Genomic DNA, 23491 nt, shown 5'->3' with positions numbered 1-23491 from the left:
GGCCTAACCTGACCCTTATGGACATTCGCATCACATCGACCGTGCTGGAGATCGCGACCAAGAACCTGGCCAGCGCGCTCGATTTCTACCGGCTCTTAGGGCTCGACGTTCCCCAACCGGACGGCCCTCATGTGGAGGTCGACCTTCCGGGCGGCAACGCGTTGGCTTTCGACGACGAAGAGATCATTGCGGGGATGCACCCGGGGTGGACACCGCCGACACAGCAGGGCCGGGTCGCTGTCGCGTTCGCAGTCAGTGAACCGGCTCACGTCGATGCGCTCTTCGAGAAGATCACCGCTGCAGGGCATCCCGGTGCGCTGAAGCCTTTCGACGCTCCGTGGGGCCAGCGCTACGCGACCGTCACCGATCCCGACGGCACGTCGGTCGACCTCTTCTGCCCGCTGCCCTGACGCAGCGCCGCAAGCGACATACCGGTGAGGTCACGGACTTCGCGGTGTAGATGAGGTTGGTCGGCGTAGCCGGACGTGGTCGCCGCGTCGGCGATGGGCATCCCGCTGTCGAGGAGTCGGACCGCGCGACGGAACCGAAGTATGCGGCGTAGCGTCGCGGGTCCGTAGCCGTACACCGCCCTGCATTGACGTTGCAGCGTCCGGTTCGACCAGCCCGCGCGGTGTGCCACTTCGCTTACGGGGGCGCCGTTGTCGAGACTTTTGGTGATCTGGCTCAGCTGGCGAAGCGACCATGGGGCCGTCTGCTTCGCCGGATCATCGGAGGCGAGTGCAGTAGCCAGCTCGACAAGCGAGCCGTCCGGTGCGCATTCGACACCGATGTCGGTCAGCGGGACGCGTTCGTTGCGCAGCTCGTCTGCCGGAACGCCGAGCAACCGGGGTAGGGCTCCCGGCCGAAATCGCAAGCCCACGAAGTTCTCTCGCCCCCTGGCGGTGACGAAGGCGGTGGTGTCCGGACCGGCGACGACGATCCGGTCCGACATCCGGATGAGGTCCATACAGCCATCGGGGAGGACGCGGACCGGCTCGGGTGGTCCGTCTACCACCCACGCGCGTTCGACGAGCTCGCGCAGGTGCGGTGGAGGTGGGAAGTCGCGGTAGCCCACCTCACCAAGGTTAGCGCCGAATCGGCCAGACCACGTCATTGGTGGTAAGGCCTTCTGCGGCCAGCTGACGCTTGATGACCTTGAACGACTCGGTGCGCGGAAGCTCGGCGGCGACCCGCACGAACGCCGGCCATTGCTTGGGCCCCAGGTCGGTCTGCTCGGCCAGGAACTCGCGGAACGCATCGACGTCGAAGTCGGCGTCATCCGCCAGCAGCAGAGCGGCCATGATCTGGTCTCCCACATCGGGCGCCGGGATTCCGTACACGGCCACCTCGATCACGTCGGGATGCCTCAGCAGTACCCGCTCGATCGGCGCGGCACCCAGGTTCTCGCCGTCGACGCGCATCCAGTCGCCCAGCCTGCCCGCGAAGTACACATAGTCGTTCTCATCGCGGTATCCGAGGTCGCCGCTGTGATAAACCCCGCCACGCATACGTTCGGCGTCGGCGCCAGGGTCGTTGTAGTAGCCCTCGAAACGTCCGGCCCCGGCGGCGTTCACGATCTCACCGGTGACACCGGGCGGACACGGCTCGCCGGTGTCCACGTCGATGATCTCGGTCCCCTCCGGCAGCGGACCTAACGCGCCCGGCGGAGTGTCCGGGGTCCGGCCGATCGCCACCCCGCCCTCGGTTGAGCCGAATCCGTCGACGACCAGGGTGTTGAACCGGTCCGCAAACCGGTCGACGTCGGCAGGCGCGCCCTCGTTTCCGTAAACCGCACGCAGCGGGTTGTCTCCGTCGTCGGGACGCGCCGGCGTCGCGAGCACGTAGGACAGCGGCTTGCCGACGTAGTTGGCGTAGGTCGCCCCGTAGCGCCTGACGTCGGGCAGGAACTGCGACGCAGAAAACTTTCGCCGCAACACCATCGAGCCCTGGCACGCCAGCGACACCGCCCAGCCGACCAGTACCGCGTTCGAATGGAAAAGTGGCATCGACACATAGCAGATGTCGTCGGCGCCAAGGCCGAATCGCTGCGTCATCATCACACCGGCGATCGCGACCTTGCCGTGGCTGCAGATCACCGCCTTGGGGTCACCGCTGGTGCCCGAGGTGTAGATCAGCATGAACGTATCGGCGGGATCGGCCGTGCGCACCGTCACCGCCGCGTCATGATGCGCCGCGACCTCGGCCGCCCAGGCGGGCGAGTCGACATCGATGTGGTCGATACCGCCCACCACCGCCGCCGACGCCGAATCAGCAAGTACGACTTGGCAATCCGCGTGGCGGATGTCGCGCTGCAGTGCCGCGCCGCGACGAATGGGGTTGAGGCCCACCGGCACGATCCCCGTCAGGCCTGCGGCGATGAGCAACGCCGAGAAGAAGGGTGTGTTCTGCAACAGAACGCCCACATGCGGCGGGCGCTCCGGGTCCATCCGTGCGCGCAGGGCGGCAGCCACCGCAGCGGCGTGCTTGATGTGGTCGCGCCACGAGGTGAACGACTCCTCGAAATGCACACCGCGATCATCGACGTCGGCCAGCGGCGCGATCAGCGACGATACGGTGGGAAGAGCGCTTCCCGACAACGGGTTCATTGCTCCTTGCGTCCGGCGAAGATTCAAGCCGGTGTGTCAGCCAGTTCCCGACCGATGCGCAGCAGCTGCCCGGTGGCGCCGCCGACGGCGAACTCGGTCTCCTTGGCCGCCAGGAAGTAGCGGTGGACGGGGTGATCGGTGTCGATGCCGACGCCTCCGTGCACGTGCACCGTGGTGTGCGCGACGCGGTGGCCGGCCTCGGCTGCCCAAAACGCCGCCGTGTTCACATCAAGCTCCGCGGGAAGACCCTCCGACAGTCGCCATGCCGCCTGAGTCACGGTCAGGCGTAGTGCCTTGACGTCGATGTAGCCGTCAGCCAACCGGGACGACACCGCCTGGAAGCTGCCGATCGGCCGGTCGAACTGCTCGCGTTCACGCGCGTACTGCGCGGTCAGCTCCAGGGCCCGCTCGACCACGCCGAGCTGAAATGCACTGCGGCCCAGGGTGGCATGTGTGGTCAACCACGAGACGACCTCGCCATCCCCGACCACCCTGTCGGCGCCGAGTTCGACGCCGTGGCATTCAAGGAGCCCGACACTGCCGTGCCCGGTGGTCTTCAGTGAGGTGACCGTCACTCCCGAATCATCTTTAGCCACCAGAAAGACCTTGGTGCCCGCATCGGTCTCGGCGGGAACCAGGAAGGCGTCGGCGAGCGGCCCGTAGAACACCTGGGTGCGGGTGCCGGTGAGCCGATAGCCGTCGCCGTTGGCAGTTCCCTGGACGGGACCCTCACCCATGTCGCCATCGAGAGCTACGGAGACAATCTTGTCGCCGGCGACGGCGGGCACTGCCCACGCCTGCTGGAGTTCCTTGCTGCCGAACTTCGCCAGTGCGCCCGCAGCGAGTACCGCCGACTCGAGGTAGGGCACCGCAGCCATCTGCCTGCCAAGCGCGACGAGCACCGCGACCTGCTCGAGTACTCCGAAACCGCCGCCGCCCAACGACTCCGGTGCCGTAGTCGACAGGATGTCTGCGTCCCGCAGCTTGGCCCACAGGACGTCGTCGAAGCGCTCGTTTAGCCCGTCCAGCTCGCGCTGGCGCTCCGGCGTGCACAGCGAGTCGGTGATGGTGCGTGCCAGGCCGCCGAGATCCTCGGCTGCTTCAGGTCGTGAAAAGTCCATGTGGTGTCTCTGCTTTCCTTAACGGTTCACTCGCGGCAGGCCGAGCGCGACCATGCCGATGATGTCGCGCTGAATCTCGTTGGTGCCGCCGCCGAACGTCAGGATCAGGCAGGACCGGTGCATCCGCTCGATCCGGCCGCGCAACAGCGCGCCGGGAGAATTCGTGCGCACCGTCGCGGCGGTGCCGAGCACCTCCATCAGCAGCCGGTAGGCCTCGGTGGCCAACTCGGTGCCGTACACCTTCGCGGCCGACGCATCTGCGGGCGAGGGGGCTGCGTCCTCGGTAGAGGCCAGTTCCCAGTTGATCAGCTTGAGCACCTCGGCCTTGGCGTGCACGCGGGCGAGGTTGAGCTGCACCCACTCGGAGTCGATCAGCCGCCTGCCGTGGGCGTCCTTGGTGTTCTGCGCCCACTCGCGGACCCCGTCGAGTGCCGAGAAGATCGGCTGCGCCGAAACCAGCGCCACCCGTTCGTGATTGAGCTGGTTGGTGACCAGCTTCCATCCCGCGTTCTCCTCACCGACCAGGCTGGTGGCGGGCACCCGGACGTCCTGGTAGTAGGTCGCGCTGGTGTCGACTCCTGACATCGTGTGCACGGGCGTCCAGGAGAAGCCCTCTGCGGTGGTCGGCACGATAAGCATCGAGATGCCCCGGTGCTTCTTGGCTTCTGGGTTGGTCCGCACCGCAAGCCAGACGTAGTCGGCGTAGGCGATCAGGCTGGTCCACATCTTCTGGCCGTTGATGACATAGTCATCGCCGTCGCGCACGGCCGTGGTGCGCAGCGCGGCCAGGTCGGTGCCCGCGCCGGGTTCCGAATAGCCGATCGAGAAGTGCAGCTCGCCCGCCGCGATCTTGGGTAGGAAGAACTTCTTTTGCTCGTCGGTGCCGTAGGCCATGATCGTCGGCGCCACGCTATTGATGGTCAGGAACGGAACCGGCACGTTGGCGATCGACGCCTCGTCGTTGAAGATCAGCCCGTCCATCGGCGGGCGCTCCTGACCGCCGAACTCCTTGGGCCACGACAGGGTCAGCCAGCCGTCCTTGCCCATCTGGGCGACGGTGTCGCGGTAGACGCTGCCGCGGCCCATTTCCCCGTCGCTGGAACTGAGCGCCTCGGCGCGCTCGGGGGTCATCAGCTTGGTGAAGTAGGCACGCAGCTCGCGGCGCAACTCCTCTTGCTCAGGGGTGTAGCCGATCCGCATCGCCTCGTCCTTAACGTCGCAAAATCTTAAAGAAGCAGACCCAATCTGCCACCCCGGTTGTAACACGTTCTAGTCTTGGGGTCCAGCGACAGTTCCCGTCAGCAGTTTGTCGACCTGGTCGTATTCTGGTTGCTCCCCGGGAACAGCCCGTCGGAGCGCCACGCTAGGAGGTTGTCGTGCGAGTTGAAGTTGATCGTGATCGGTGTGAAGGTAACGCCGTCTGCGTGGGAATCGCACCTGACCTATTCGATCTGGACGACGAGGATTACGCGGTGGTGAAGCAGGATCCGGTGGCCGCCGACCAGGAGGACCTGGCCGAGCAGTCGATCGCAGAATGCCCGCGCGCCGCATTGCTTCGCAAGGACTAGAGGTATTCATTAAGTGAGCGCACAAGAAGACGACCTGACCGATCTTTCCGGCCGAGTCGCGGTGGTGACCGGAGCGGCAGCGGGCCTTGGCCGGGCGGAGGCGATCGGTCTCGCCCGCTCGGGTGCGACCGTCGTCGTCAACGACATGGCGGCGGCCCTGGACAAGTCCGACGTCTTCGACGAGATCGCTGCGGCCGGCTCGAAGGCGGTCGCGGTCGAGGGGGACATCAGTGTGCGGGCAACCGCAGACGAGCTCGTCGCCACCGCCGAAAGCCTCGGTGGGCTCGACATCGTCGTCAACAATGCGGGCATCACCCGAGACAAGATGCTGTTCAACATGTCTGACGAGGACTGGGACGCCGTCATCGCCGTGCACCTGCGCGGGCACTTTCTGTTGACCCGCAACGCGGCAACGTATTGGCGCGCCAAGGCCAAGGAAGGTGACGGCTCGGTCTACGGCCGAATCATCAACACGTCGTCGGAGGCGGGTCTCACCGGACCCGTCGGCCAGGCCAACTACGGCGCGGCCAAGGCCGGCATCATCCAGCTGACGCTGACGGCCGCCAGAGCGCTCGAGCGCTACGGGGTACGGGCGAACGCCATCGCCCCGCGCGCACGAACCGCGATGACCGCAGATGTGTTCGGTGATGCACCGGACGTTCCGGCAGGCGAGATCGACAGCCTGTCACCGGAGCACGTCGTCTCGCTGGTGCGGTTCCTCGCATCGCCCGCGTCCGACGGCGTCAGCGGCCAGGTGTTCATCGTGTACGGTCCGACGGTCACCTTGGTGGCCCCACCGACCGTGGAACAGCAATTCACCGCAGACAGCTCCGCGTGGGCGCCTGAAGAGCTGAGCGGGACGCTGCGCGAGTTCTTTGCTGGCCGTGCCCTCGAACAGGGATTCTCAGCTATGAACCTGATGGGAAATCCCTAGGGGATACCTGGTGACCCACGGCCGAGAGACAGCTAGAACACGTTCCATGATGACCTGGATCACACCTCGTCTGACCTGGACATAGGCTGCATTATTGTCTCAATTCGTCGCCTTTGACACTGCGAACACGTTCTAGTTAGTATGATCCGGCTCACTAAGAGTTGCGAGCGACGCAGGGGTGGAAACGTCGCCACGGCAAGCGGTTTGGGAAGCTTCGCCCTGGTGGAACATTTCAGGAAAACCCCCGCCCCCGAGAACGGAGCCGAGGTTGATCGAACAGCTTGCGGTCCCGGCGCGGGCCGTGGGCGGGTTCGTGGAGATGTCCATCGACACGTTCGTCAAGATCTTTCGCCGGCCATTTCAGTTCCGCGAATTTCTCGAGCAGACATGGATGATCGCCCGGGTCTCGCTGATCCCGACGCTGCTCGTCGCCATTCCGTTCACCGTTCTGGTCGCCTTCACCCTCAACATCCTTCTGCGTGAGATCGGTGCTGCCGACCTGTCAGGCGCGGGCACGGCGTTCGGCACCATTACCCAGCTCGGTCCCGTCGTGACGGTTTTGGTGGTGGCAGGCGCGGGTGCGACCGCGATCTGCGCCGACCTCGGCGCCCGCACCATCCGCGAGGAAATCGACGCGATGCGGGTGCTGGGCATCGACCCCATCCAGCGCCTGGTCGTACCGCGTGTGCTGGCGTCGACCGTCGTTGCCCTGCTGCTGAACGGTCTCGTGTGCGCGATCGGGCTGGCAGGCGGCTACGTCTTCTCCGTCTTCCTGCAGGGCGTCAATCCGGGTGCCTTCATCAACGGCCTGACCGTTCTCACCGGCCTCGGCGAGCTGGTGCTCGCGGAGGTGAAGGCTTTGCTGTTCGGTGTCGTCGCCGGGTTGGTCGGCTGCTACCGAGGCCTGACCGTGCAGGGCGGGCCCAAGGGTGTCGGCACGGCCGTCAACGAAACCGTCGTCTACGCCTTCATCTGTCTGTTCGTGATCAACGTCATCATGACCGCGATCGGCGTCCGGGTGTTGGTTCGCTGATGAGCGCTCGGGTGAAGAAGAGACAGGCATGAGCTACGACGTCACACTGCGGTTCCGCCGGTTCTTCGGCGGGTTCTCACGGGCTGTCGACACCGTCGGAGAGCAGGCGCTGTTTTACGGCGAGACATTCCGTTACATCCCCAACGCGCTGACGCGCTACCGCAAGGAGACCATCCGCAACATCGCCGAGATGACGATGGGCACCGGCGCTCTGGTGATGATCGGCGGCACGGTCGGTGTGGCGGCGTTCCTGACGCTGGCCTCCGGCGGTGTCATCGCCGTGCAGGGCTACTCGTCGCTCGGAAACATCGGAATCGAGGCCTTGACCGGATTCCTGTCGGCCTTCTTGAACGTGCGCATCGTCGCGCCTGTCATCGCGGGCATCGCGCTGGCCGCCACGATCGGCGCAGGCACCACCGCACAGCTCGGTGCGATGCGGGTCGCCGAGGAGATCGACGCCGTGGAAGCGATGGCCGTGCATTCGGTGTCGTACCTGGTCTCCACTCGGTTGATGGCCGGAATGGTCGCGATCATTCCGCTCTACTCGCTGTCGGTGTTGGCGGCGTTCTTCGCGGCGCGATTCACCACCGTCTTCATCAACAACCAGTCCGCCGGCCTGTATGACCACTACTTCAATACGTTCCTGGTGCCCACCGACCTGTTGTGGTCGTTCCTACAAGCCATCGTCATGTCGATAGCGGTGATGCTGGTGCACACCTACTACGGCTACAACGCATCCGGCGGTCCGGTCGGCGTCGGGATCGCGGTCGGTCAGGCCGTCCGCACGTCGCTGATCGTGGTCGTCACCATCACCCTGTTCATCTCACTCGCCGTCTACGGCGCGTCCGGTAACTTCAACCTCTCCGGATAGGTGGGGACGATGTCTGACGGAGACGCCAAGCGCAGCCATGTGCGGATCGCAGCCGCGATTCTCGCGACTCTGCTCGCCGCCGCCGTCGTATTCACCTACCTGTCCTACACCGCCGCGTTCACGTCGACGGACACGGTCACCGTGACCTCGCCGAGAGCTGGGCTCGTCATGGATCGCGACGCCAAGGTCAAGTACCGCGGCATCCAGATCGGCGAGGTCGACTCGATCGATTACGCGGGCGACCAAGCGAAGTTGACGCTCGCGATCAAGAGCGAAGAGCTTCGGTTCATCCCGTCCAACGCGGTGGTTCGCATCGCCAGCACAACGGTTTTCGGCGCCAAGTCGGTGGAGTTCGTGCCGCCGGAGAAGCCCTCGGGCACCCCGCTGCGGTCGGGTGCGCAGGTGCAGGCCGCCGCGGTCCAGCTCGAGGTCAACACGCTCTTCCAGACGTTGACCGATGTGCTGCACAAGATCGACCCGGTGCACCTGAACGGGACGCTGAGCGCACTCGCCGAAGGCCTCCGTGGTCACGGCGACGACCTCGGCGCCCTGCTTTCCGGGCTGAACTACTATCTGCAGCAATTGAACCCAAAGCTTCCGACGCTTCAGCAGGATCTTCAACAGACCGCTGTGGTGGCGAACATCTACGGGGATGCCGGACCGGATCTGGCCCGGATCCTCGACAATGCGCCCGCGATCAGTGACACCATCGTCGATGAGCAGGACAACCTCAACGCGACGCTGCTCGCGGCGACTGGCCTAGCCAACAACGGGACCGCGACGCTCGAACCGGCGGAGAACGACTACATCGCCGCCGTCAACCGGTTGCGTGCGCCGCTGAAGGTGGCGGGCGACTACTCGCCCGAATTCGGCTGCATCCTGGTGGGCACGGGCCAGGCCGTGGACTTCTTCGCCCCGATCATCGGCGGCACCCGGCCGGGGCTGTTCGTGTCGTCCAACTTCCTGCCCGGTTCGCCGGCGTACACCTACCCGGAAAGCCTGCCGATCGTGAACGCCTCCGGCGGGCCCAATTGCCGTGGCCTGCCGAACATTCCGAGCAAACAGCTCGGCGGTTCCTGGTACAAGTCGCCGTTCCTGGTCACAGACAATGCGTACATCCCCTACCAACCGAACACCGAATTGCAGTTCGATGCGCCCTCGACCGCGCAGTTCCTGTTCAATGGCGCGTTCGCGGAAAGGGACGACTACTGATGAAGCGTGATCGGACCCTGCTCAACGTCGGCATCTTCACCGTAGCGATGCTCGTGGTCGCGGCGATGCTGGTGGTGGTGTTCGGGGAGTTCCGGTTCGCATCGGAGACCAAGTACCACGCGACATTCACCGACGCATCCCGGCTGAAGGCCGGACAGGATGTGCGCATCGCAGGCGTTCCGGTGGGATCGGTCGGCGACATCAAGCTCAATCCGGACAACACCGTCGACGTCGCCTTCGAGGTCGACAAGCGCTATCAGCTCTACTCATCAACCCGCGCGGCCGTCCGCTACGAGAACCTCGTCGGCGACCGCTACCTCGAGATCACGGCCGGGCCGGGCGATCTGCGCAAGATCCCGCCGGGAAGCACCATCCCGAGGGAGAACACCCAGCCCGCGCTCGACCTCGATGCGCTCCTCGGCGGCCTCAAGCCGGTCCTCAAGGGCCTCGACGGCGCCAAGATCAACGAGGTCAGCAGCGCCGTCATGGAGTTGTTGCAGGGCCAAGGCGGCGCGCTGTCCAACCTCTTGGCGACCACCGGCGCATTCACCCAGAACCTCGCGGCGCGCGACCAGCTCATCGGCGACGTGATCACCAACCTCAACACCGTGCTGGGCACCGTCGACGAGAAGGGCGCCCAGTTCGACGCCAGCGTGGATCAGCTCCAGAAGTTGCTCACCGGCCTGGCCGAGAATCGCGATCCCATCGCAGGCGCCATCCCGCCGCTGGCGTCCGCCGAAAACGACCTGACCGACATGTTGGCGAAGTCCCGTCGCCCGTTGCAGGGTGTGATCGAGAACGTCCGGCCGATGGCGGACCGGATGGACGTGCGCAAAGCTGACATCAACAAGGTCGTCGAGCCGCTCGCCGAAAACTACCTGCGACTCAACGCACTCGGTGCATACGGGTCGTTCTTCAACATCTTCTATTGTTCGACGCGGCTGAAGATCAACGGGCCCGCGGGCAGCGACATCCTGGTCCCGTTCGGTGGGCCACCGGATCCGTCCAAGGGGAGGTGCTCGGAGAATGGCTAGGCCCGACGAGGGAAATCCGCTCCGCACAGGCGTATTCGGCATCATCCTGGTCGCGTGTCTTGTGCTGGTGTCGTTTGGCTACACCAGCTTGCCGTTCTGGCCGCAAGGCAAGCCGTTCGAGGCCTATTTCACCGACGCGGGCGGTATCTCGCCGGGCAGCGACGTCAACGTGTCTGGTATCAACGTGGGCAAGGTCACCGGAGTGGAACTCGCGGGCGATGCGGCGAAGGTGACCTTCACAGTGAACCGTGACGTCAAGGTCGGCGATCAGTCGCTGGTCGCCATCAAGACAGACACCGTGCTCGGGGAGAAGTCGCTGGCGGTCACCCCTCGCGGCGGAGGCCGGTCGACCGTTATCCCGGTGGGCCGCACCACTACCCCGTACACCCTCAACACTGCGCTGCAGGACCTTGGCCAGAACGCCAGCGAGCTGGACAAGCCGCGCTTCGAACAGGCGCTGCAGACGCTCACCGACTCTCTTCGCGATTCGACGCCGCAACTGCGCAATGCGCTCGACGGCGTCACCGCGCTGTCGCGCAGCATCAACAAGCGTGACGAGGCGCTGGAGCAGCTTCTGACCCACGCCAAGAAGGTCTCGGACACGTTGGCTCAGCGCGCCGGCCAGGTGAACCAGTTGGTTCTGGACGGCAACCTGCTTTTCGCGGCACTCGACGAGCGCAGGCAGGCGCTGAGTAACCTTATCGCAGGTATCGACGATGTGTCCGAACAACTTTCGGGGTTCGTGGCCGACAACCGCAAGGAGTTCAAGCCAGCACTGGAGAAGCTGAACCTGGTACTCGACAACCTTCTCGAGCGCCGCGAGCACATCGGCGAAGCGCTCAAGCGACTGCCGCCGTATGCGACCGCGCTGGGTGAGGTCGTCGGCTCGGGACCCGGCTTCCAGATCAACCTTTATGGCCTGCCGCCCGCACCGATCGCAGAAGTCCTGTTCGACACGTACTTCCAGCCGGGCAAGCTGCCCGACAGCCTTTCCGACATGCTCAAGGGCTACATCTCCGAACGACTGATCATCAGGCCGAAGTCACCATGACCTACGCGAATCCGTCACCGGACCGCAGCCGCTGGCTGCGGATAGCCCTGGCCGCCGTGCTGGTCGCTGTGCTGGCCGTCGGCGTCTACCTGGTGTGGCCCTCGCGGACCGGCGACAAGGTCGTCGGCTATTTCACATCGACGGTGGGTCTCTATCCGGGCGACGATGTCCGCATCGTCGGTGTGCCGGTTGGCAAGATCGACTCGATCGAACCGCGCGCGAGCGACGTGAAGGTCACCATGACCCTGCACGACGGGGTGAAGGTGCCCGCCGACGCGAAGGCGCTCGTCATCTCGCCGAACCTGGTGTCGGCTCGTTTCATTCAGCTCGCACCCGCCTACACCGGCGGGCCGTCGCTGTCCGACGGCGCGAGCATCGGGCTTGACCGCACCGCGGTTCCGGTGGAATGGGACGAGGTCAAGGAGCAGTTGTCGGCGCTGAGCCGGGAACTCGGACCACAGCAGGGAGGCATGCAGGGCCCGCTGAGTTCGTTTGTGAACCAGGCCGCTGACACCTTCGACGGGAACGGCGACTCGTTCCGGGAGGCGCTGCGGGAGCTGTCGCAGACGGCGGGCAGGCTTGGCGATTCGCGCACCGATCTGTTCGGCACCATCCGTAATCTGCAGGTGCTCATCAACGCGCTGTCGAACAGCAACGAACAGATAGTCCAGTTCACTGGTCACGTCGCTTCGGTATCGCAGGTGTTGGCCGACAGTACAACGGATCTCGACAACACACTCGGCACTCTCAACCAGGCCCTCGGCGACGTGAAGGGGTTCCTCAACGAGAGCAACGACGCGTTGATCGGTCAGGTGAACAAGCTGACCGATTTCACCAGCATTCTGACCGAGCACAGCGACGATATCGAACAGATCCTGCATATCACGCCGAACGGTCTTGCGAACTTCTACAACATCTACAACCCGGCGCAGGGCACCGTCGGCGGCCTGCTCACCTTGCCGAACTTCGGCAACCCGGTGCAGTTCATCTGCGGCGGTGTGTTCGACGCCGGTACATCGACCGACAACTACAAGCGCGCCGAATTGTGCAGGCAACGTATGGGACCTGTGCTGCGTCGCATCACGATGAACTTCCCGCCTCTGCTGTTCCACCCGATCAACAGCATCACCGCATACAAGGGCCAGATCATCTACGACACACCGCAAACCGAGGCGAAGGCGGAGACGCCGGTGCCCTATTTGCAGTGGCAGTCCGCACCAGGAGTGAGCGGGCCGAAGCCGTCGGCCGCAACCGACCTGAGTTCGCTGATGGTGCCGCCGGAACAGTCGACATCACACGCAGGCGGTCCCGAAGCAGCTCCGGCACCCGCGCCGGGATCAGCCGACCCGAATGCACCGGCTGCGCCGCCGCCCGCGGGCCCGCTACCGGCCGAGGGAGGTGGGTGATGCGCAAACCTCTGCAGGCCTTGACATCTCGTGCCGTCCAGCGGACGGTCGCGATCTCTGCGGGTGCCACGCTGCTCGCCGGCTGTTCGTTCGGCGGGCTGAACTCGCTCGACATGCCGGGTACGTCGGGGCACGGCTCGGGCTCGTACAAGATCACCGTTGCCCTTCCCGACGTCGCGACGCTGCCCCAGAATTCGCCGGTGATGGTCGACGACGTCACGGTCGGCAGTGTGTCGGGCATCGAGGCGATGCAGCGTCAGGACGGCACGTTCTACGCGGCAGTGCAGCTGTCGCTGGACGAGAACGTCAACCTGCCGGAGAACGCGACGGCCAAGGTTGCGCAGACGTCATTGCTGGGCTCCCAGCACATCGAGCTCGCGTCACCGGCGGACGGAAAAGGAGTCGGCCGGCTCAAGGAGGGCTCGCAGATTCCGCTGGGCCGTACCGGCCGCTACCCGACGACGGAGGAAGTGCTGTCGTCGTTGGGTGTCGTGGTGAACAAGGGCAATCTCGGTGCACTGCAAGACATCACCGATGAGGCATATAACGCGGTCGCAGGCCGCGAGGGCACCTTCACTGATCTGGTGCCGCGACTGGCAGAGCTGACGAGCTCGCTCGATCAGCAGACCGGTGACATCATCGCGGCCGCAGAAGGCCTGAACCGGTTCTCCGGGATCCTGGCACGCAGCAAGGACAGTCTCGGCCGCACCCTTGACACGTTGCCCGCCGCGCTGGACGTGCTGAACAAGAACCGCGGCAACATCGTTGACGCGTTCGGTGCGCTGCAGCGTTTCGCCGGAGTCGCCAGCAACATCCTGCAGAAGACGAAGGACGACTTCGCCGCGGATTTCAAGGATCTCTATCCGGTCATCAAGTCGCTGAACGACAACGTCGACTATCTGATCAAGGACCTCGAGTTCCTTCCAACCTTCCCGTTCCATTACAAATACCTGCGCAGAGCGGTGCGCGGCGACTACCTGAACGTGTACACCACCTTTGACCTGACGTTGCGTCGTCTCGGAGAGTCGGTGTTCACCACGTCGTGGGGGCTGGACACCAACATGGCCCACATGAGCGAGATCATCAATCCCCCCGACTTCCTGACCGGTGCTCTCGCCAATCTGTCGGGCCAGGCGGCGGATCCATTCAAGATCCCGCCGGGTACCGCGACCCAGCATGAGGGGCCCTGATGCTGGACCGACTGACCAAGCTGCAGCTGACGATCTTCGCGATCGTCACGGTGCTCACCGTGGGCGCCATCTCGATCTCCTATCTTCATGTGCCCTCGGCGGTCGGTATCGGCGCTTACAAGGTCGATGCGAATTTCGTTGCGGGCGGAGGCATTTACCAGAACGCCAACGTCACCTACCGCGGCGTGACAGTCGGCCGGGTGGAGTCGGTCGGGCTGACGAACGACGGCGTCGTCGCGCACATGCGGCTGAACAGCGGCACCCCGGTGCCCGACAACGTCACCGCGACGGTGAAGAGCGTGTCCGCCGTCGGCGAGCAGTACATCGACCTGGTGCCGCCGGACAAACCATCCTCGGCGAAGCTGCGCAACGGCGCGAGCATCGGTCAAGACCGCACGGCGATCGGTCAGGACATCTCCGGTCTGCTGGACGAGGCCGACAGGCTGGTCGCCAGCGTCGGTGATACCCGAATAAAGGATCTGCTGCGCGAATCGTTCAACGCATTCAACGGATCCGGTCCTGAGCTTGCGCGGATGATCGAGTCGTCGCGGATGTTGGTCGACGAGGCGAACGCGAACTACGGGCAGGTCAATCAGTTGATCGATCAGGCCGGCCCGTTCCTGGACGCGCAGATCCGCGGCGGCGATGACATCAAGTCGCTGTCGGAGGGTCTGGCCCGGCTCACCGAGCACGTCGCCGATGCCGACCCTCAGTTGAGGTCGACGCTGCAGACGGTTCCCGGCGCGACCCAGGCGGCGAACGAGACGTTCAGCGGTATCCGGCCGTCCTTTCCCGTGCTCGCCGCAAACCTCGCGAACTTCGGCCGGATCGGCGTGATCTACAGCAAGTCGCTCGAGCAGGCGCTGGTCATCTTCCCCGCGCTGATGGCTGCGCTCGGCACCGTCGCCGGTGGCGTACCCGCCGACGAGGGCGGCAAGCTCGACTTCAAGATCCATCTGCAGGACCCGCCGCCCTGCACAACCGGATTCATTCCGCCCTCGCTGATCCGGTCTCCCGCCGACACCACGCTGCGCGACATTCCACCCGACCTGTACTGCAAGACCGCGCAGAACGACCCCTCCGTGGTCCGCGGCGCGCGCAACTATCCCTGCCAGGAGTTCCCCGGCAAGCGGGCGCCCACCATCCAGCTTTGCCGGGACCCCAAAGGCTATGTGCCGATTGGCAGCAATCCGTGGCGCGGCCCCCCCGTCCCGTACGGCAGCGAACCGATCGACGATCCTCGGATGATCCTGCCGCAGAACAAGTTTCCATTCATCCCGCCGCAGGTGGACCCCGACCCGGGTCCGCCGGTGGTGCAGTTGCCGCCGGGCGTGGCACCGGGACCGGGTCCGGCACCGCACGGCCCGTACCCGCTGCCGGTTCCGCCGAACGAGCCCGGTCCGCTGCCGTCGCCGTTTCCGTTCTACGCGCCGCCGGACCAGGCGGTGCCCCCGTACGGGCGGCCGCCGCCTCCGCCTGCCGGTGAGCCAATGCCGCTGCCGGGGCAACCGCCCGCGGACTCGCCGCCCGCCGACGCCCCGCCGCTGCCAGCAGAGGCGCCACCGCAGGCGTCGGGGCAGAGCTTCGCCTCATACGACAAGAGCGGGACATTCGTCGACCCGGCCGGGGGAACTGGCGTATTCGCGGGTGGAGCTGACAAACTGGCGCCCGCGGAAAACTGGGTTGATCTGATGATGGCTCCGAGGCAGGCGTAGATGAGCGAGGAATCGGCTTCGACGCAACAGTCGCCGAAGCCGGCGGGACGGCGTCGTGCGTCGAGGGCCGCCGGTCCGACCAGCGGTGCCGCCGCCACGTCCACAGGCGTTCCTGTCGAGGCCCCCAAGCCGATCAAGGTGCGGCTGTCCAGGCCGACCGGTCGACCGCCGCGCAGGCAACCCCACCGCGCGCGGGTGGCACTGGTGGCGCTGGTGGCGCTCGTCGTGGCGCTGGCTGCACTCGGGTCGGCGGTCTTCGTGACGGCAAGGCACCAACACGCCGAGGAAGCCCAGGAGGCGCAAAACCAGCTCTTCGTCGACACCGCATCGCAGTTCGTCGTCAACATGTTCAGCTACACACAGCAGTCCATCGACGAGGACGTCGACCGGTTCGTCAACAACACCAGCGGACCCCTGCGCGACATGATGAGCCAGGGCCAGAACACCGAGAATCTGAAGCTGCTGTTCCGTGACACCAACGCCAGCGCCGAGGCTGTCGTCAACGGCGCCGCGCTGGAGAAGCTCGATAAGGTCGCCGATCGGGCCGACGTGTTGGTGGCGGTGCGGGTGACCGTCACCGACCTGGACGGAAACAACGCACCGTCCAAGCCGTATCGCCTTCGGGTCACTGTTGCCGAGGACGACAACGGACACATGTCCTTCTACGACCTCAAGTACCCCGACGGGGGCAACTGATGTCATCGAGGGCCGGGAAACTGATCGGCGCGCTGTCGATCCTGCTGGCGTGCGGCTTCGTCGCGCTGGCCGGTGTCGGGGGCTGGTACTACTGGACCGGCGTCGAGATCCAGGGTGAGAACGATGCGCGCGTAGTTCTGGCCGACAAAGCCAAAGATCAGATCCCCAAGGTTTTCGGATACGACTATCAGACGGTCGAGCGGAGCCTCAACGACATCTACCCGCTGCTCACACCGAGCTACCGCCAAGAGTTCAAGGACCGCGCGAACAAAGACATCATCCCGCAGGCGCGGGAGCGGCAGCTTGTCAGCCAAGCCAATACGGTTGGCGTGGGAGTGCTGGCCGCGCAGCGGAATTCGGGCTCTGTCATGGTGTATCTGAACCGCACCGTGACCGACAAGTCCAAGAAGCCGGTCTATGACGGCAGTCGACTGAAGGTGGACTACGTCAAGGTCGACGGCCAGTGGCTGATCAACTACATCACCCCGATCTGACGCCCTCATCCGTCCGCGTCGACGCCAGCGCGTCGAGGAACGAACGCGCCCAGCGGTCGACATCATGGACGAGAACCTGCCTGCGGAGCGCGCGCATCCGGCGTCTGCCCTCTTCCGGCTCCTGATTCAGCGCATCGGAGATCGCGTCCTTGACACCGTCGAGGTGATGCGGGTTAACCAGGTATGCCTGGCGGAGTTCTGCTGCGGCTCCGGTGAATTCGCTCAGCACCAAAGCGCCGCCGAGATCACTGCGGCAAGCGACGTACTCCTTGGCCACCAGGTTCATGCCATCCCGCAGCGGCGTGACCAGCATGACGTCGGCCGCCTTGAAGAAGGCGATCAACTCCTCGCGCGGAACCGGCCGGTGGATGTAGTGCACGAGCGGGTGTCCGACCTCAGCGAACTCTCCGTTGATGTGGCCGACCTGTCGTTCGATGTCCTCACGCATCTCGATATAGCTTTCGACGCGCTCGCGGCTGGGCGTTGCGAGCTGCACGAGTACGGTGTCGTCGCGTTTGATCCGGTCTTCTTTCAGCAGCTCCGAGAAGGCCCTCAGCCGGACGTCGATACCTTTGGTGTAGTCGAGTCGGTCGACACCGAGCAGTACCTTGCGCGGATTGCCGAGCTCGTTGCGGATCTCACGGGCGCGCCGGCGGACGTCTCTGTCCTTGGCTTTGGTGTCGAGCGCACCCGAGTCGATCGAGATGGGAAACGCACCGACCTTGACTGTGCGGGAACCGGTTTGCACCTCACCGAAGCGGGACCGGACACCGATCGACGCACGGGAAGTGTTGGCGCCCAACAGGCGTCGGGCCAGAATCAGAAAGTTCTGTGCGCCGCCTGGTAGATGGAAGCCGACCAGGTCGGCGCCGAGAAGCCCTTCGATGATCTCCGTGCGCCACGGCATCTGCATGAAAAGTTCGACCGGCGGAAACGGAATATGCAGGAAGAATCCGATGGTGAGGTCCGGGCGCAGCGTCCGCAGCATCTTCGGGACCAGCTGCAGCTGATAGTCCTGCACCCACACCGTCGCGCCGTCCGCGGCCGCGCGCGAGGTGGCTTCGGCGAACCGTCGGTTCACCTCCACGTAGCGGTCCCACCACTCGCGGTGGTAGATCGGCTTGACGATGACGTCGTGGTACAGCGGCCACAGCGCGGCGTTGGAGAAGCCCTCGTAGTAGAGCGCGACGTCCTCGGCCGACAACCGGACCGGCCAGAGTCGGAGATCCTCCTCGTCGATCGGATCTTGGTCGCTGTCCGGGATACCCGGCCAGCCGACCCACGCGCCCTTGCGCCGGCGCAGTAACGGCTCCAGCGCAGTCACCAGCCCGCCTGGACTGCGCTTCCACTGCGTCGTGCCGTCGGGCAACCGCTCCATGTCGATCGGCAGCCGATTGGCCACCACGACGAAGTCGGAATTGCCGGGGCCGCCGTCCTGGCTGCTCCCCGGACTCACCTACGCCTCGAGTTTCGCCGGTCCAATACCGAGCATCGACAGAAACACCCGACATTCGTCGGCATCGGTCGCATAGGCCGCGACAACGCGCCTGGCCTGGCTGGCGGTGCTGTCGGCTAGCGGTTCGACGTCGCCGAGCTCGGCGGGATCAGATTTTGTAGCCATCACACCAGCATATAGGTGTACCTCTGAGTGAGTGCCCTTCCGGCCCTACCCGGCGTTGTCTTCGAAACCGGTGACCGTCGGACTGCTGCCAATAGTCGACTCCGGTGTCACCACGGGTGCCTGCTGCTCCTCTGACAGGCCGATGCACTGTCCGGAGTTATGGCCTGTGCAGGGAATGGACCCGCCGCCGCCGGGCAGGTTCACCGCGGGAAGGTCGGGGTTGGCGCCGATCGCGGAATACGGCTGGCCGGCATTGGGCACCAGGTGCGGAACGCAGAGCGAGGTGTAGAGATCCGGCTCTTCGCCACCGGCACAGGCCAACGAGCCGGCCGAGGGCGCAGGCGTCGCGACGAAGGCGATCGCCGGTGCTGCCGCGACCGCGACGGCGAATCCACCGGCAATGATCAGTCGTCGTGCTGAAAACTTCATGGTCGCCATCGTCACGCTTTCTGTAGATCTCCTGACGGTTATCGTCGGGGAGATTGTATGGAAACTGCGTGCAATCTGCATGAGTTCGCAAAGTTTCCTGCCAATCTGGCCACCCGATTTCCCCAGGCCAACCACAGAAACAGGACGCAAAAGGAAAGGCCGGACGCAGAAGTGACGTCCGGCCCTACCAGATCGGCTGCTTACGGGCTTGAGCTGACCGACGAATGCGGGACGGCGATGGGGCCTGCGGCGTTCTCCTCTTCGCCGAGCCCGATGCACTCACCGGAGTTGTGTCCGGTGCACGGGATGCCACCGACCTCCGGGAGGCCGCCAACCGGGGAGGTGCTGTTGAATTCCGGCGAGTTGGGCACGATGTCGGGCACGCAGATGTTGGTGAACTGGTCTTCGGTTTCACCGCCTGCGCATGCCGAAACCGACGGTGCCGAGCCGGCGTTCGTCGGAACGGCGAACATTGCGACCGCCGGAGCAGCAGCGATCGCGACAGCGAATCCCCCCGCAAGGATCAGTCGTCGAGTTGGAAGGTGGAAGGTCGCCATCGTCACGCTTTCTCTAGTTTGCTGACTGTGTCGTCCAGGAAGGGGAGGGTTGCTGTCAGCGAGCTGATCGCAGTCGTCCGGTTCCCTGCCTATGCCACCTCCGAAGTTGTAGCAGGAGTTGGCATCTGCTAGCGCAAGCGTACCCTCGGCAAACGCATGACACCTGCTGATATCCATTAACCGGGGAGCCTGGGCGACATCTCTGTGAGCTGACTGTTGGGTTGCTGTGGCGCAGCTGGACAGAACTTGGCGATGACGGGTCGACGTGGCGCGCATCCCGGCGGCGAGCGGGTGCGGCCGGAGAAGTAGGGTGGTTTACATCTGACGCTTTTAACGTAACGAGGTGTGCACGGTGGCCAGTCCGGACCTGACCAATACCGAGTCGGTTCCGCAGGAATCGGCCGCGCAGGTGACGTATGAGACCCTCGATGAGGGGCGCATCGCGCGCATCTGGCTGAATCGGGCCGACGCCCAGAATGCGCAATCCCGCACGCTGCTCGTGCAATTGGATGAGGCGTTCGGCAGGGCCGAGTCCGACGACACCGTGCGGGTGGTGATCCTCGCCGGGCGGGGGAAGAATTTCTCCGCAGGCCACGACCTGGGATCAGAAGCGGCCCTGCTCGAGCGCAAGCCCGGGCCCGACCAGCATCCGACGTTCCGCTCGCACGGTTCGACCCGCAGCGGCATCGCCGAGAGAACGTATCTGCAGGAATGGCACTACTTCTTCGAGAACACGCGACGGTGGCGGGACCTGCGCAAGATCACCATCGCCCAGGTGCAGGGGAACGCCATCTCGGCGGGCTTGATGCTGATCTGGGCGTGCGACTTGATCGTCGCCGCCGACGACGCGAAGTTCAGCGACGTCGTCGCGGTCCGGATGGGCATGCCGGGCGTCGAGTACTACGCGCACCCATGGGAATTCGGTGCCCGTAAGGCCAAAGAGCTTCTGCTGACCGGGGATTCGATCGATGCCGATGAGGCGTATCGGCTCGGCATGGTGTCAAAGGTCTTTCCCCGCGCAGAACTCGAGGACAAGACGCTGGACTTCGCGCGGCGCATCGCCGAGCGGCCCACGATGGCAGCCCTTCTGGTGAAGGACTCGGTCAACGCGGCCAGCGATGCGATGGGCTTCACCGAGGCGCTGCGGCACGCTTTTCACATCCACGAGCTCGGTCACGCGCACTGGGCGGCGGCCAACGAGAACAGATATCCCGTCGGCCTACCGCCAGACGTTCCGGATTGGCGCACGCTCGGTGCGCCGACGCCGTCGCGTCGTGACACCCCTTGAGGTGCGTGGTTGGATAACTGGAACTTGTTTCAGTTCGTCGAAGGGGTAACGGTGCAGCTCTCGCTGGCGGAGAAGACAGTCATGGTCACCGGCGGTGGCAGCGGCATCGGCAAGGGTGTCGCCGCCGCGGCCGCGGCGGCAGGCGCGAAGGTGATGATCGTCGGCCGCAATGCCGACAAGTTGTCGGCCGCAGCCGACGAGATCAAGGCCGTGGCTGCCGACGGCGGCGACGTGCTCTACGAACCCGCTGACGTGACCAACGAGGACGAGGTGAACCGCGTCGTCGAGGCGGCCACCGCCTGGACCGGCACGCTGCACGGGGTCGTGCACTGCGCAGGCGGCAGTGAGACGATCGGCCCCGTCACCCAGATCGACTCCGAGGCGTGGCGGCGCACCGTCGACCTGAACATCAACGGCACCATGTATGTCCTCAAGCACGCTGCTCGCGAAATGGTGCGGGGCGGCGGCGGATCCTTCATCGGGATCTCGTCGATCGCCGCCAGCAACACCCACCGGTGGTTCGGCGCCTATGGAGTGTCCAAGGCGGGCATCGATCACCTGATGCAGCTGGCAGCCGACGAACTCGGGCCGTCGTGGGTGCGGGTCAATTGCATTCGACCCGGCCTCATCAGGACCGAACTCGTTGCACCGGTGCTGGATTCGCCCGAGCTGAGCGCCGACTATGCGGCCTGCACACCGCTTCCGCGGCCCGGCGAGGTCACCGACATCGCCAACACTGCCCTTTTTCTGCTCAGTGACGCGGCCAGCTACATCACGGGTCAGGTCATCAACGTCGACGGCGGCGTGCTGGTGCGGCGGGGCCCGGATTACTCCTCAATGCTCGAGCCAATCTTCGGGGCGGATGGCCTTCGCGGCGTCGTATCCGGCTAGCCGTCGGTCGGGTCAGCTGCTCCGGCCTCCCAAGCGGCCAATGCCCCTATGGCTGACCAGTCGAGGTCAGCGCCGCCGCGGGCCAGCAGCGTCAGGAAGCGATCACGGATCAGGCTCGCCACCGGCATGGGTACCTGTAGCTCTTCGGCGGCCGCCAACACGAGACGAATGTCCTTCTGCCCCAAAGACGCGGCGAATCCCGCGGGCTCGAACTGCTCGCCTGCGATCAGTGCCCCGTACGTCTTGTAGATCGGGGCGCCGAACAGCGTCGAGGTGAGGATGTCGAGGTACTCGTGCTTGTCGACGCCAGCCTTGCCGACCAGCGCCATCGCCTCGCCCAGCGACTCGATCACCGACGTGATCAGGAAGTTGCCGCTCAGCTTCACCAGATTGGCGGTCTTCGGCTCGTCGGATACCACGAACGCGTGCTGGCTGATGGCGTCGAACACCGCCGAGACCGCTTGAAGGGTGGCGGGTTCACCCGCGGCAACGACGAATAGGTTGGCCCTCTGCGCCGCCTCAGGCCTGCCGAACACCGGTGCAGCGACGAACCGCTGGCCGGCCTGCGCGTGCGCGGTGGTCATCTGCTCCGACAGCGACACGCTGACAGTCGACGAGGACACGTGTATCGCGCCGTCGGCCAGGGAGGCCACGATGCCCGCCTCACCGAAGGTCACCCCGGCGACGGCGTCGTCGTTGGCGAGCATCGACATCACGATGTCCCCGGCACACGCCTCGGCGACCGAGTTCGCCGGCGTCGCGCCCTCGGCGACAAGCGCGTCGACCTTCGCCCGTGACCGGTTGTAGACGGTGACGTCGTGGCCAGCTCTGATGAGGTTGGCGGCCATGGCCGAGCCCATGTTGCCCAGCCCGATGAAACCGATCCTCATCTCAGCCGACTAGACATTGATGCTGGTCGGGAGGCGCGGCCCCAGAAGTTCAGGTGGTTGGCAGAGTGCCGCAGCGCCGTCCATCCGGGAATGATGTCCCATACGCCGTATTTGTCATGCGGATAGTCACGCAGGAAGATACCGAGATCGAAGCCGGCCTTGACGGCCCGGAAGATGCTCAGAGGTCCCAGCTCGCCGGACTCCAACCACCCCACGAGGTTCGCCGCGATCTGGGCGATCACCGCGAACGGGTCCATCAGCGACAGCGGGGTCACCAGATCGTATCCCTGCTTCAGATAGGTGCCGCGGATATCGGCATTGCCGTAGATGTCGCCTGGCAGGCAGTAGTCGAACCAGTCGATGGTGCCGGAGTTGACGATGTTGTCACCAGAAATGCCCTCGTACGCCAACTGGTTGCCGAGATGGAAGGTGCGACCCCTGCCGCGGTGAGGGGAGGCGATCGCGTGCAGCCACCGGCAGTCGCGTTGCCGAGCCGTCAGCGATCCGGAGACCAGTTCACGCCCGACCAGTGAGACCACGGCTCCACCCTGGCTGTAACCCAGTAGGCCGAACGAGCCCTGGTGTTCGCCGATCAGCCGCTTCACCTCGGCGACCCCCATATCGCGCGACTTCAGATAGGACGGGTTGCCCAGAGCCGCAAGCACATCCTCTCCGCCGCCGGCTATCGGACCGAAGCTCGCCGGGTAGTTCACGTAGACGATGTCGAACACGCTGCGGTTCAACAAATCGGTGACGCCGCGCAGCATGCCGATCTCGGCGCCGGGAGTGATTCCGCCGGGGTTGCCGTTCGCCGCCGCCACCGCTTCCCACGTTCCTGGTACGCAAAACGGTGTGTGCTTGGCCATCAACCGAGTATGCGCCTG

Annotated in this window: 25 protein-coding genes; 15 read left to right on the top strand and 10 right to left on the bottom strand. The window is 65.1% G+C overall.

Annotated elements, in window-relative coordinates:
- Window positions 1-17 precede the first annotated feature (17 nt).
- Entirely contained in the window at window positions 18-410 is a 393-nt protein-coding gene (locus QOJ24_RS13055) for a VOC family protein (RefSeq protein WP_526261763.1), read from the top strand.
- Here the strand turns inward: QOJ24_RS13055 and QOJ24_RS13050 are convergent.
- The 4 genes from QOJ24_RS13050 to QOJ24_RS13035 are packed head-to-tail and all read right to left on the bottom strand — an operon-like array spanning window position 350 to window position 4927.
- A complete protein-coding gene (locus QOJ24_RS13050) occupies window positions 350-1075 on the bottom strand; it encodes a helix-turn-helix domain-containing protein (RefSeq protein WP_526261761.1) in 726 nt (241 codons plus the stop codon). The genes QOJ24_RS13055 and QOJ24_RS13050 overlap by 61 nt on opposite strands.
- A 10-nt stretch (window positions 1076-1085) precedes the next feature.
- Window positions 1086-2606: a long-chain-fatty-acid--CoA ligase FadD17 gene (gene fadD17 / locus QOJ24_RS13045; RefSeq protein WP_526261759.1), complete on the bottom strand. Its 1521-nt coding sequence runs from the start codon at window positions 2604-2606 to the stop codon at window positions 1086-1088.
- Window positions 2607-2629: 23 nt separating this feature from the next.
- Complete coding sequence (locus tag QOJ24_RS13040) at window positions 2630-3727, bottom strand: acyl-CoA dehydrogenase family protein (protein WP_526261757.1); 1098 nt, start codon at window positions 3725-3727, stop codon at window positions 2630-2632.
- A gap of 18 nt (window positions 3728-3745) precedes the next feature.
- Window positions 3746-4927 carry an acyl-CoA dehydrogenase family protein gene (locus QOJ24_RS13035; protein WP_526261755.1) on the bottom strand — a complete coding sequence of 394 codons (1182 nt, stop codon included), beginning with the start codon at window positions 4925-4927 and terminating at the stop codon, window positions 3746-3748.
- A gap of 176 nt (window positions 4928-5103) precedes the next feature.
- Here QOJ24_RS13035 and QOJ24_RS13030 point away from each other — a divergent pair, with 176 nt between their 5' ends.
- The 12 genes from QOJ24_RS13030 (at window position 5104) to QOJ24_RS12975 (ending at window position 16931) form a co-directional block, all read left to right on the top strand.
- On the top strand, window positions 5104-5295 hold the full coding sequence (locus QOJ24_RS13030; RefSeq protein WP_067077361.1) for a ferredoxin: 192 nt from the start codon (window positions 5104-5106) through the stop codon (window positions 5293-5295).
- Window positions 5296-5308: 13 nt separating this feature from the next.
- Window positions 5309-6229, top strand: coding sequence for a 3-oxoacyl-ACP reductase (locus QOJ24_RS13025; RefSeq protein WP_526261753.1), 921 nt, complete (start codon window positions 5309-5311; stop codon window positions 6227-6229).
- Window positions 6230-6497: 268 nt separating this feature from the next.
- Window positions 6498-7262: an MlaE family ABC transporter permease gene (locus tag QOJ24_RS13020; RefSeq protein ID WP_526261751.1), complete on the top strand. Its 765-nt coding sequence runs from the start codon at window positions 6498-6500 to the stop codon at window positions 7260-7262.
- Between the two features lie 28 nt (window positions 7263-7290).
- Window positions 7291-8133: an MlaE family ABC transporter permease gene (locus tag QOJ24_RS13015; RefSeq protein ID WP_526261749.1), complete on the top strand. Its 843-nt coding sequence runs from the start codon at window positions 7291-7293 to the stop codon at window positions 8131-8133.
- A gap of 9 nt (window positions 8134-8142) precedes the next feature.
- Window positions 8143-9345, top strand: a complete 1203-nt coding sequence (locus QOJ24_RS13010; RefSeq protein WP_526261747.1) for an MCE family protein — start codon at window positions 8143-8145, stop codon at window positions 9343-9345.
- The gene (locus tag QOJ24_RS13005) at window positions 9345-10379 is read left to right on the top strand and encodes an MCE family protein (protein WP_526261745.1); all 1035 of its coding nucleotides are present in this window, start codon (window positions 9345-9347) and stop codon (window positions 10377-10379) included. The genes QOJ24_RS13010 and QOJ24_RS13005 overlap by 1 nt, the downstream gene beginning before the upstream one ends.
- Window positions 10372-11430 (top strand): virulence factor Mce family protein, encoded by a 1059-nt coding sequence (locus QOJ24_RS13000; RefSeq protein ID WP_526261743.1) that lies wholly within the window; start codon window positions 10372-10374, stop codon window positions 11428-11430. The genes QOJ24_RS13005 and QOJ24_RS13000 overlap by 8 nt, the downstream gene beginning before the upstream one ends.
- A complete protein-coding gene (locus QOJ24_RS12995; protein WP_526261741.1) occupies window positions 11427-12836 on the top strand; it encodes an MCE family protein in 1410 nt (469 codons plus the stop codon). Before QOJ24_RS13000 ends, QOJ24_RS12995 begins: the two co-directional genes overlap by 4 nt.
- A complete protein-coding gene (locus QOJ24_RS12990; RefSeq protein ID WP_526261739.1) occupies window positions 12836-14026 on the top strand; it encodes an MCE family protein in 1191 nt (396 codons plus the stop codon). Before QOJ24_RS12995 ends, QOJ24_RS12990 begins: the two co-directional genes overlap by 1 nt.
- Window positions 14026-15741, top strand: a complete 1716-nt coding sequence (locus tag QOJ24_RS12985; RefSeq protein WP_526261737.1) for a virulence factor Mce family protein — start codon at window positions 14026-14028, stop codon at window positions 15739-15741. The genes QOJ24_RS12990 and QOJ24_RS12985 overlap by 1 nt, the downstream gene beginning before the upstream one ends.
- On the top strand, window positions 15742-16437 hold the full coding sequence (locus tag QOJ24_RS12980; protein WP_526261735.1) for an Rv1363c family protein: 696 nt from the start codon (window positions 15742-15744) through the stop codon (window positions 16435-16437).
- Window positions 16437-16931, top strand: coding sequence for a mammalian cell entry protein (locus QOJ24_RS12975; RefSeq protein WP_526261733.1), 495 nt, complete (start codon window positions 16437-16439; stop codon window positions 16929-16931). The genes QOJ24_RS12980 and QOJ24_RS12975 overlap by 1 nt, the downstream gene beginning before the upstream one ends.
- Here the strand turns inward: QOJ24_RS12975 and QOJ24_RS12970 are convergent.
- From QOJ24_RS12970 to QOJ24_RS12955, 4 genes are all read right to left on the bottom strand, one after another.
- Window positions 16918-18387, bottom strand: coding sequence for an alpha,alpha-trehalose-phosphate synthase (UDP-forming) (locus QOJ24_RS12970; RefSeq protein WP_526261731.1), 1470 nt, complete (start codon window positions 18385-18387; stop codon window positions 16918-16920). The two genes, QOJ24_RS12975 and QOJ24_RS12970, sit on opposite strands and share 14 nt — an antisense overlap.
- Window positions 18388-18552: a hypothetical protein gene (locus QOJ24_RS12965; RefSeq protein WP_123025973.1), complete on the bottom strand. Its 165-nt coding sequence runs from the start codon at window positions 18550-18552 to the stop codon at window positions 18388-18390.
- A 45-nt stretch (window positions 18553-18597) separates the two neighbouring features.
- Complete coding sequence (locus QOJ24_RS12960; protein ID WP_526261729.1) at window positions 18598-18990, bottom strand: intersectin-EH binding protein Ibp1; 393 nt, start codon at window positions 18988-18990, stop codon at window positions 18598-18600.
- A gap of 191 nt (window positions 18991-19181) precedes the next feature.
- On the bottom strand, window positions 19182-19538 hold the full coding sequence (locus QOJ24_RS12955; protein ID WP_526261816.1) for an intersectin-EH binding protein Ibp1: 357 nt from the start codon (window positions 19536-19538) through the stop codon (window positions 19182-19184).
- A gap of 352 nt (window positions 19539-19890) precedes the next feature.
- On the opposite strand from QOJ24_RS12955, the gene QOJ24_RS12950 reads away from it, so the two are divergent.
- Together QOJ24_RS12950 and QOJ24_RS12945 are read left to right on the top strand one after the other, a co-directional pair.
- Entirely contained in the window at window positions 19891-20826 is a 936-nt protein-coding gene (locus tag QOJ24_RS12950) for an enoyl-CoA hydratase/isomerase family protein (RefSeq protein ID WP_526261727.1), read from the top strand.
- Window positions 20827-20877: 51 nt separating this feature from the next.
- Window positions 20878-21717 carry an SDR family oxidoreductase gene (locus QOJ24_RS12945; protein WP_526261814.1) on the top strand — a complete coding sequence of 280 codons (840 nt, stop codon included), beginning with the start codon at window positions 20878-20880 and terminating at the stop codon, window positions 21715-21717.
- Here the strand turns inward: QOJ24_RS12945 and QOJ24_RS12940 are convergent.
- Together QOJ24_RS12940 and QOJ24_RS12935 are read right to left on the bottom strand one after the other, a co-directional pair.
- Window positions 21714-22607: an NAD(P)-dependent oxidoreductase gene (locus tag QOJ24_RS12940; RefSeq protein WP_526261725.1), complete on the bottom strand. Its 894-nt coding sequence runs from the start codon at window positions 22605-22607 to the stop codon at window positions 21714-21716. The genes QOJ24_RS12945 and QOJ24_RS12940 overlap by 4 nt on opposite strands.
- Window positions 22604-23473, bottom strand: a complete 870-nt coding sequence (locus tag QOJ24_RS12935; RefSeq protein WP_526261723.1) for a hypothetical protein — start codon at window positions 23471-23473, stop codon at window positions 22604-22606. Before QOJ24_RS12935 ends, QOJ24_RS12940 begins: the two co-directional genes overlap by 4 nt.
- Between the last annotated feature and the right edge of the window lie 18 nt (window positions 23474-23491).

The organism is Mycobacterium sp. (genome assembly GCF_032159775.1).
Lineage (GTDB): Bacteria > Actinomycetota > Actinomycetes > Mycobacteriales > Mycobacteriaceae > Mycobacterium.
This window is presented reverse-complemented; position numbering and strand designations above follow the sequence as displayed.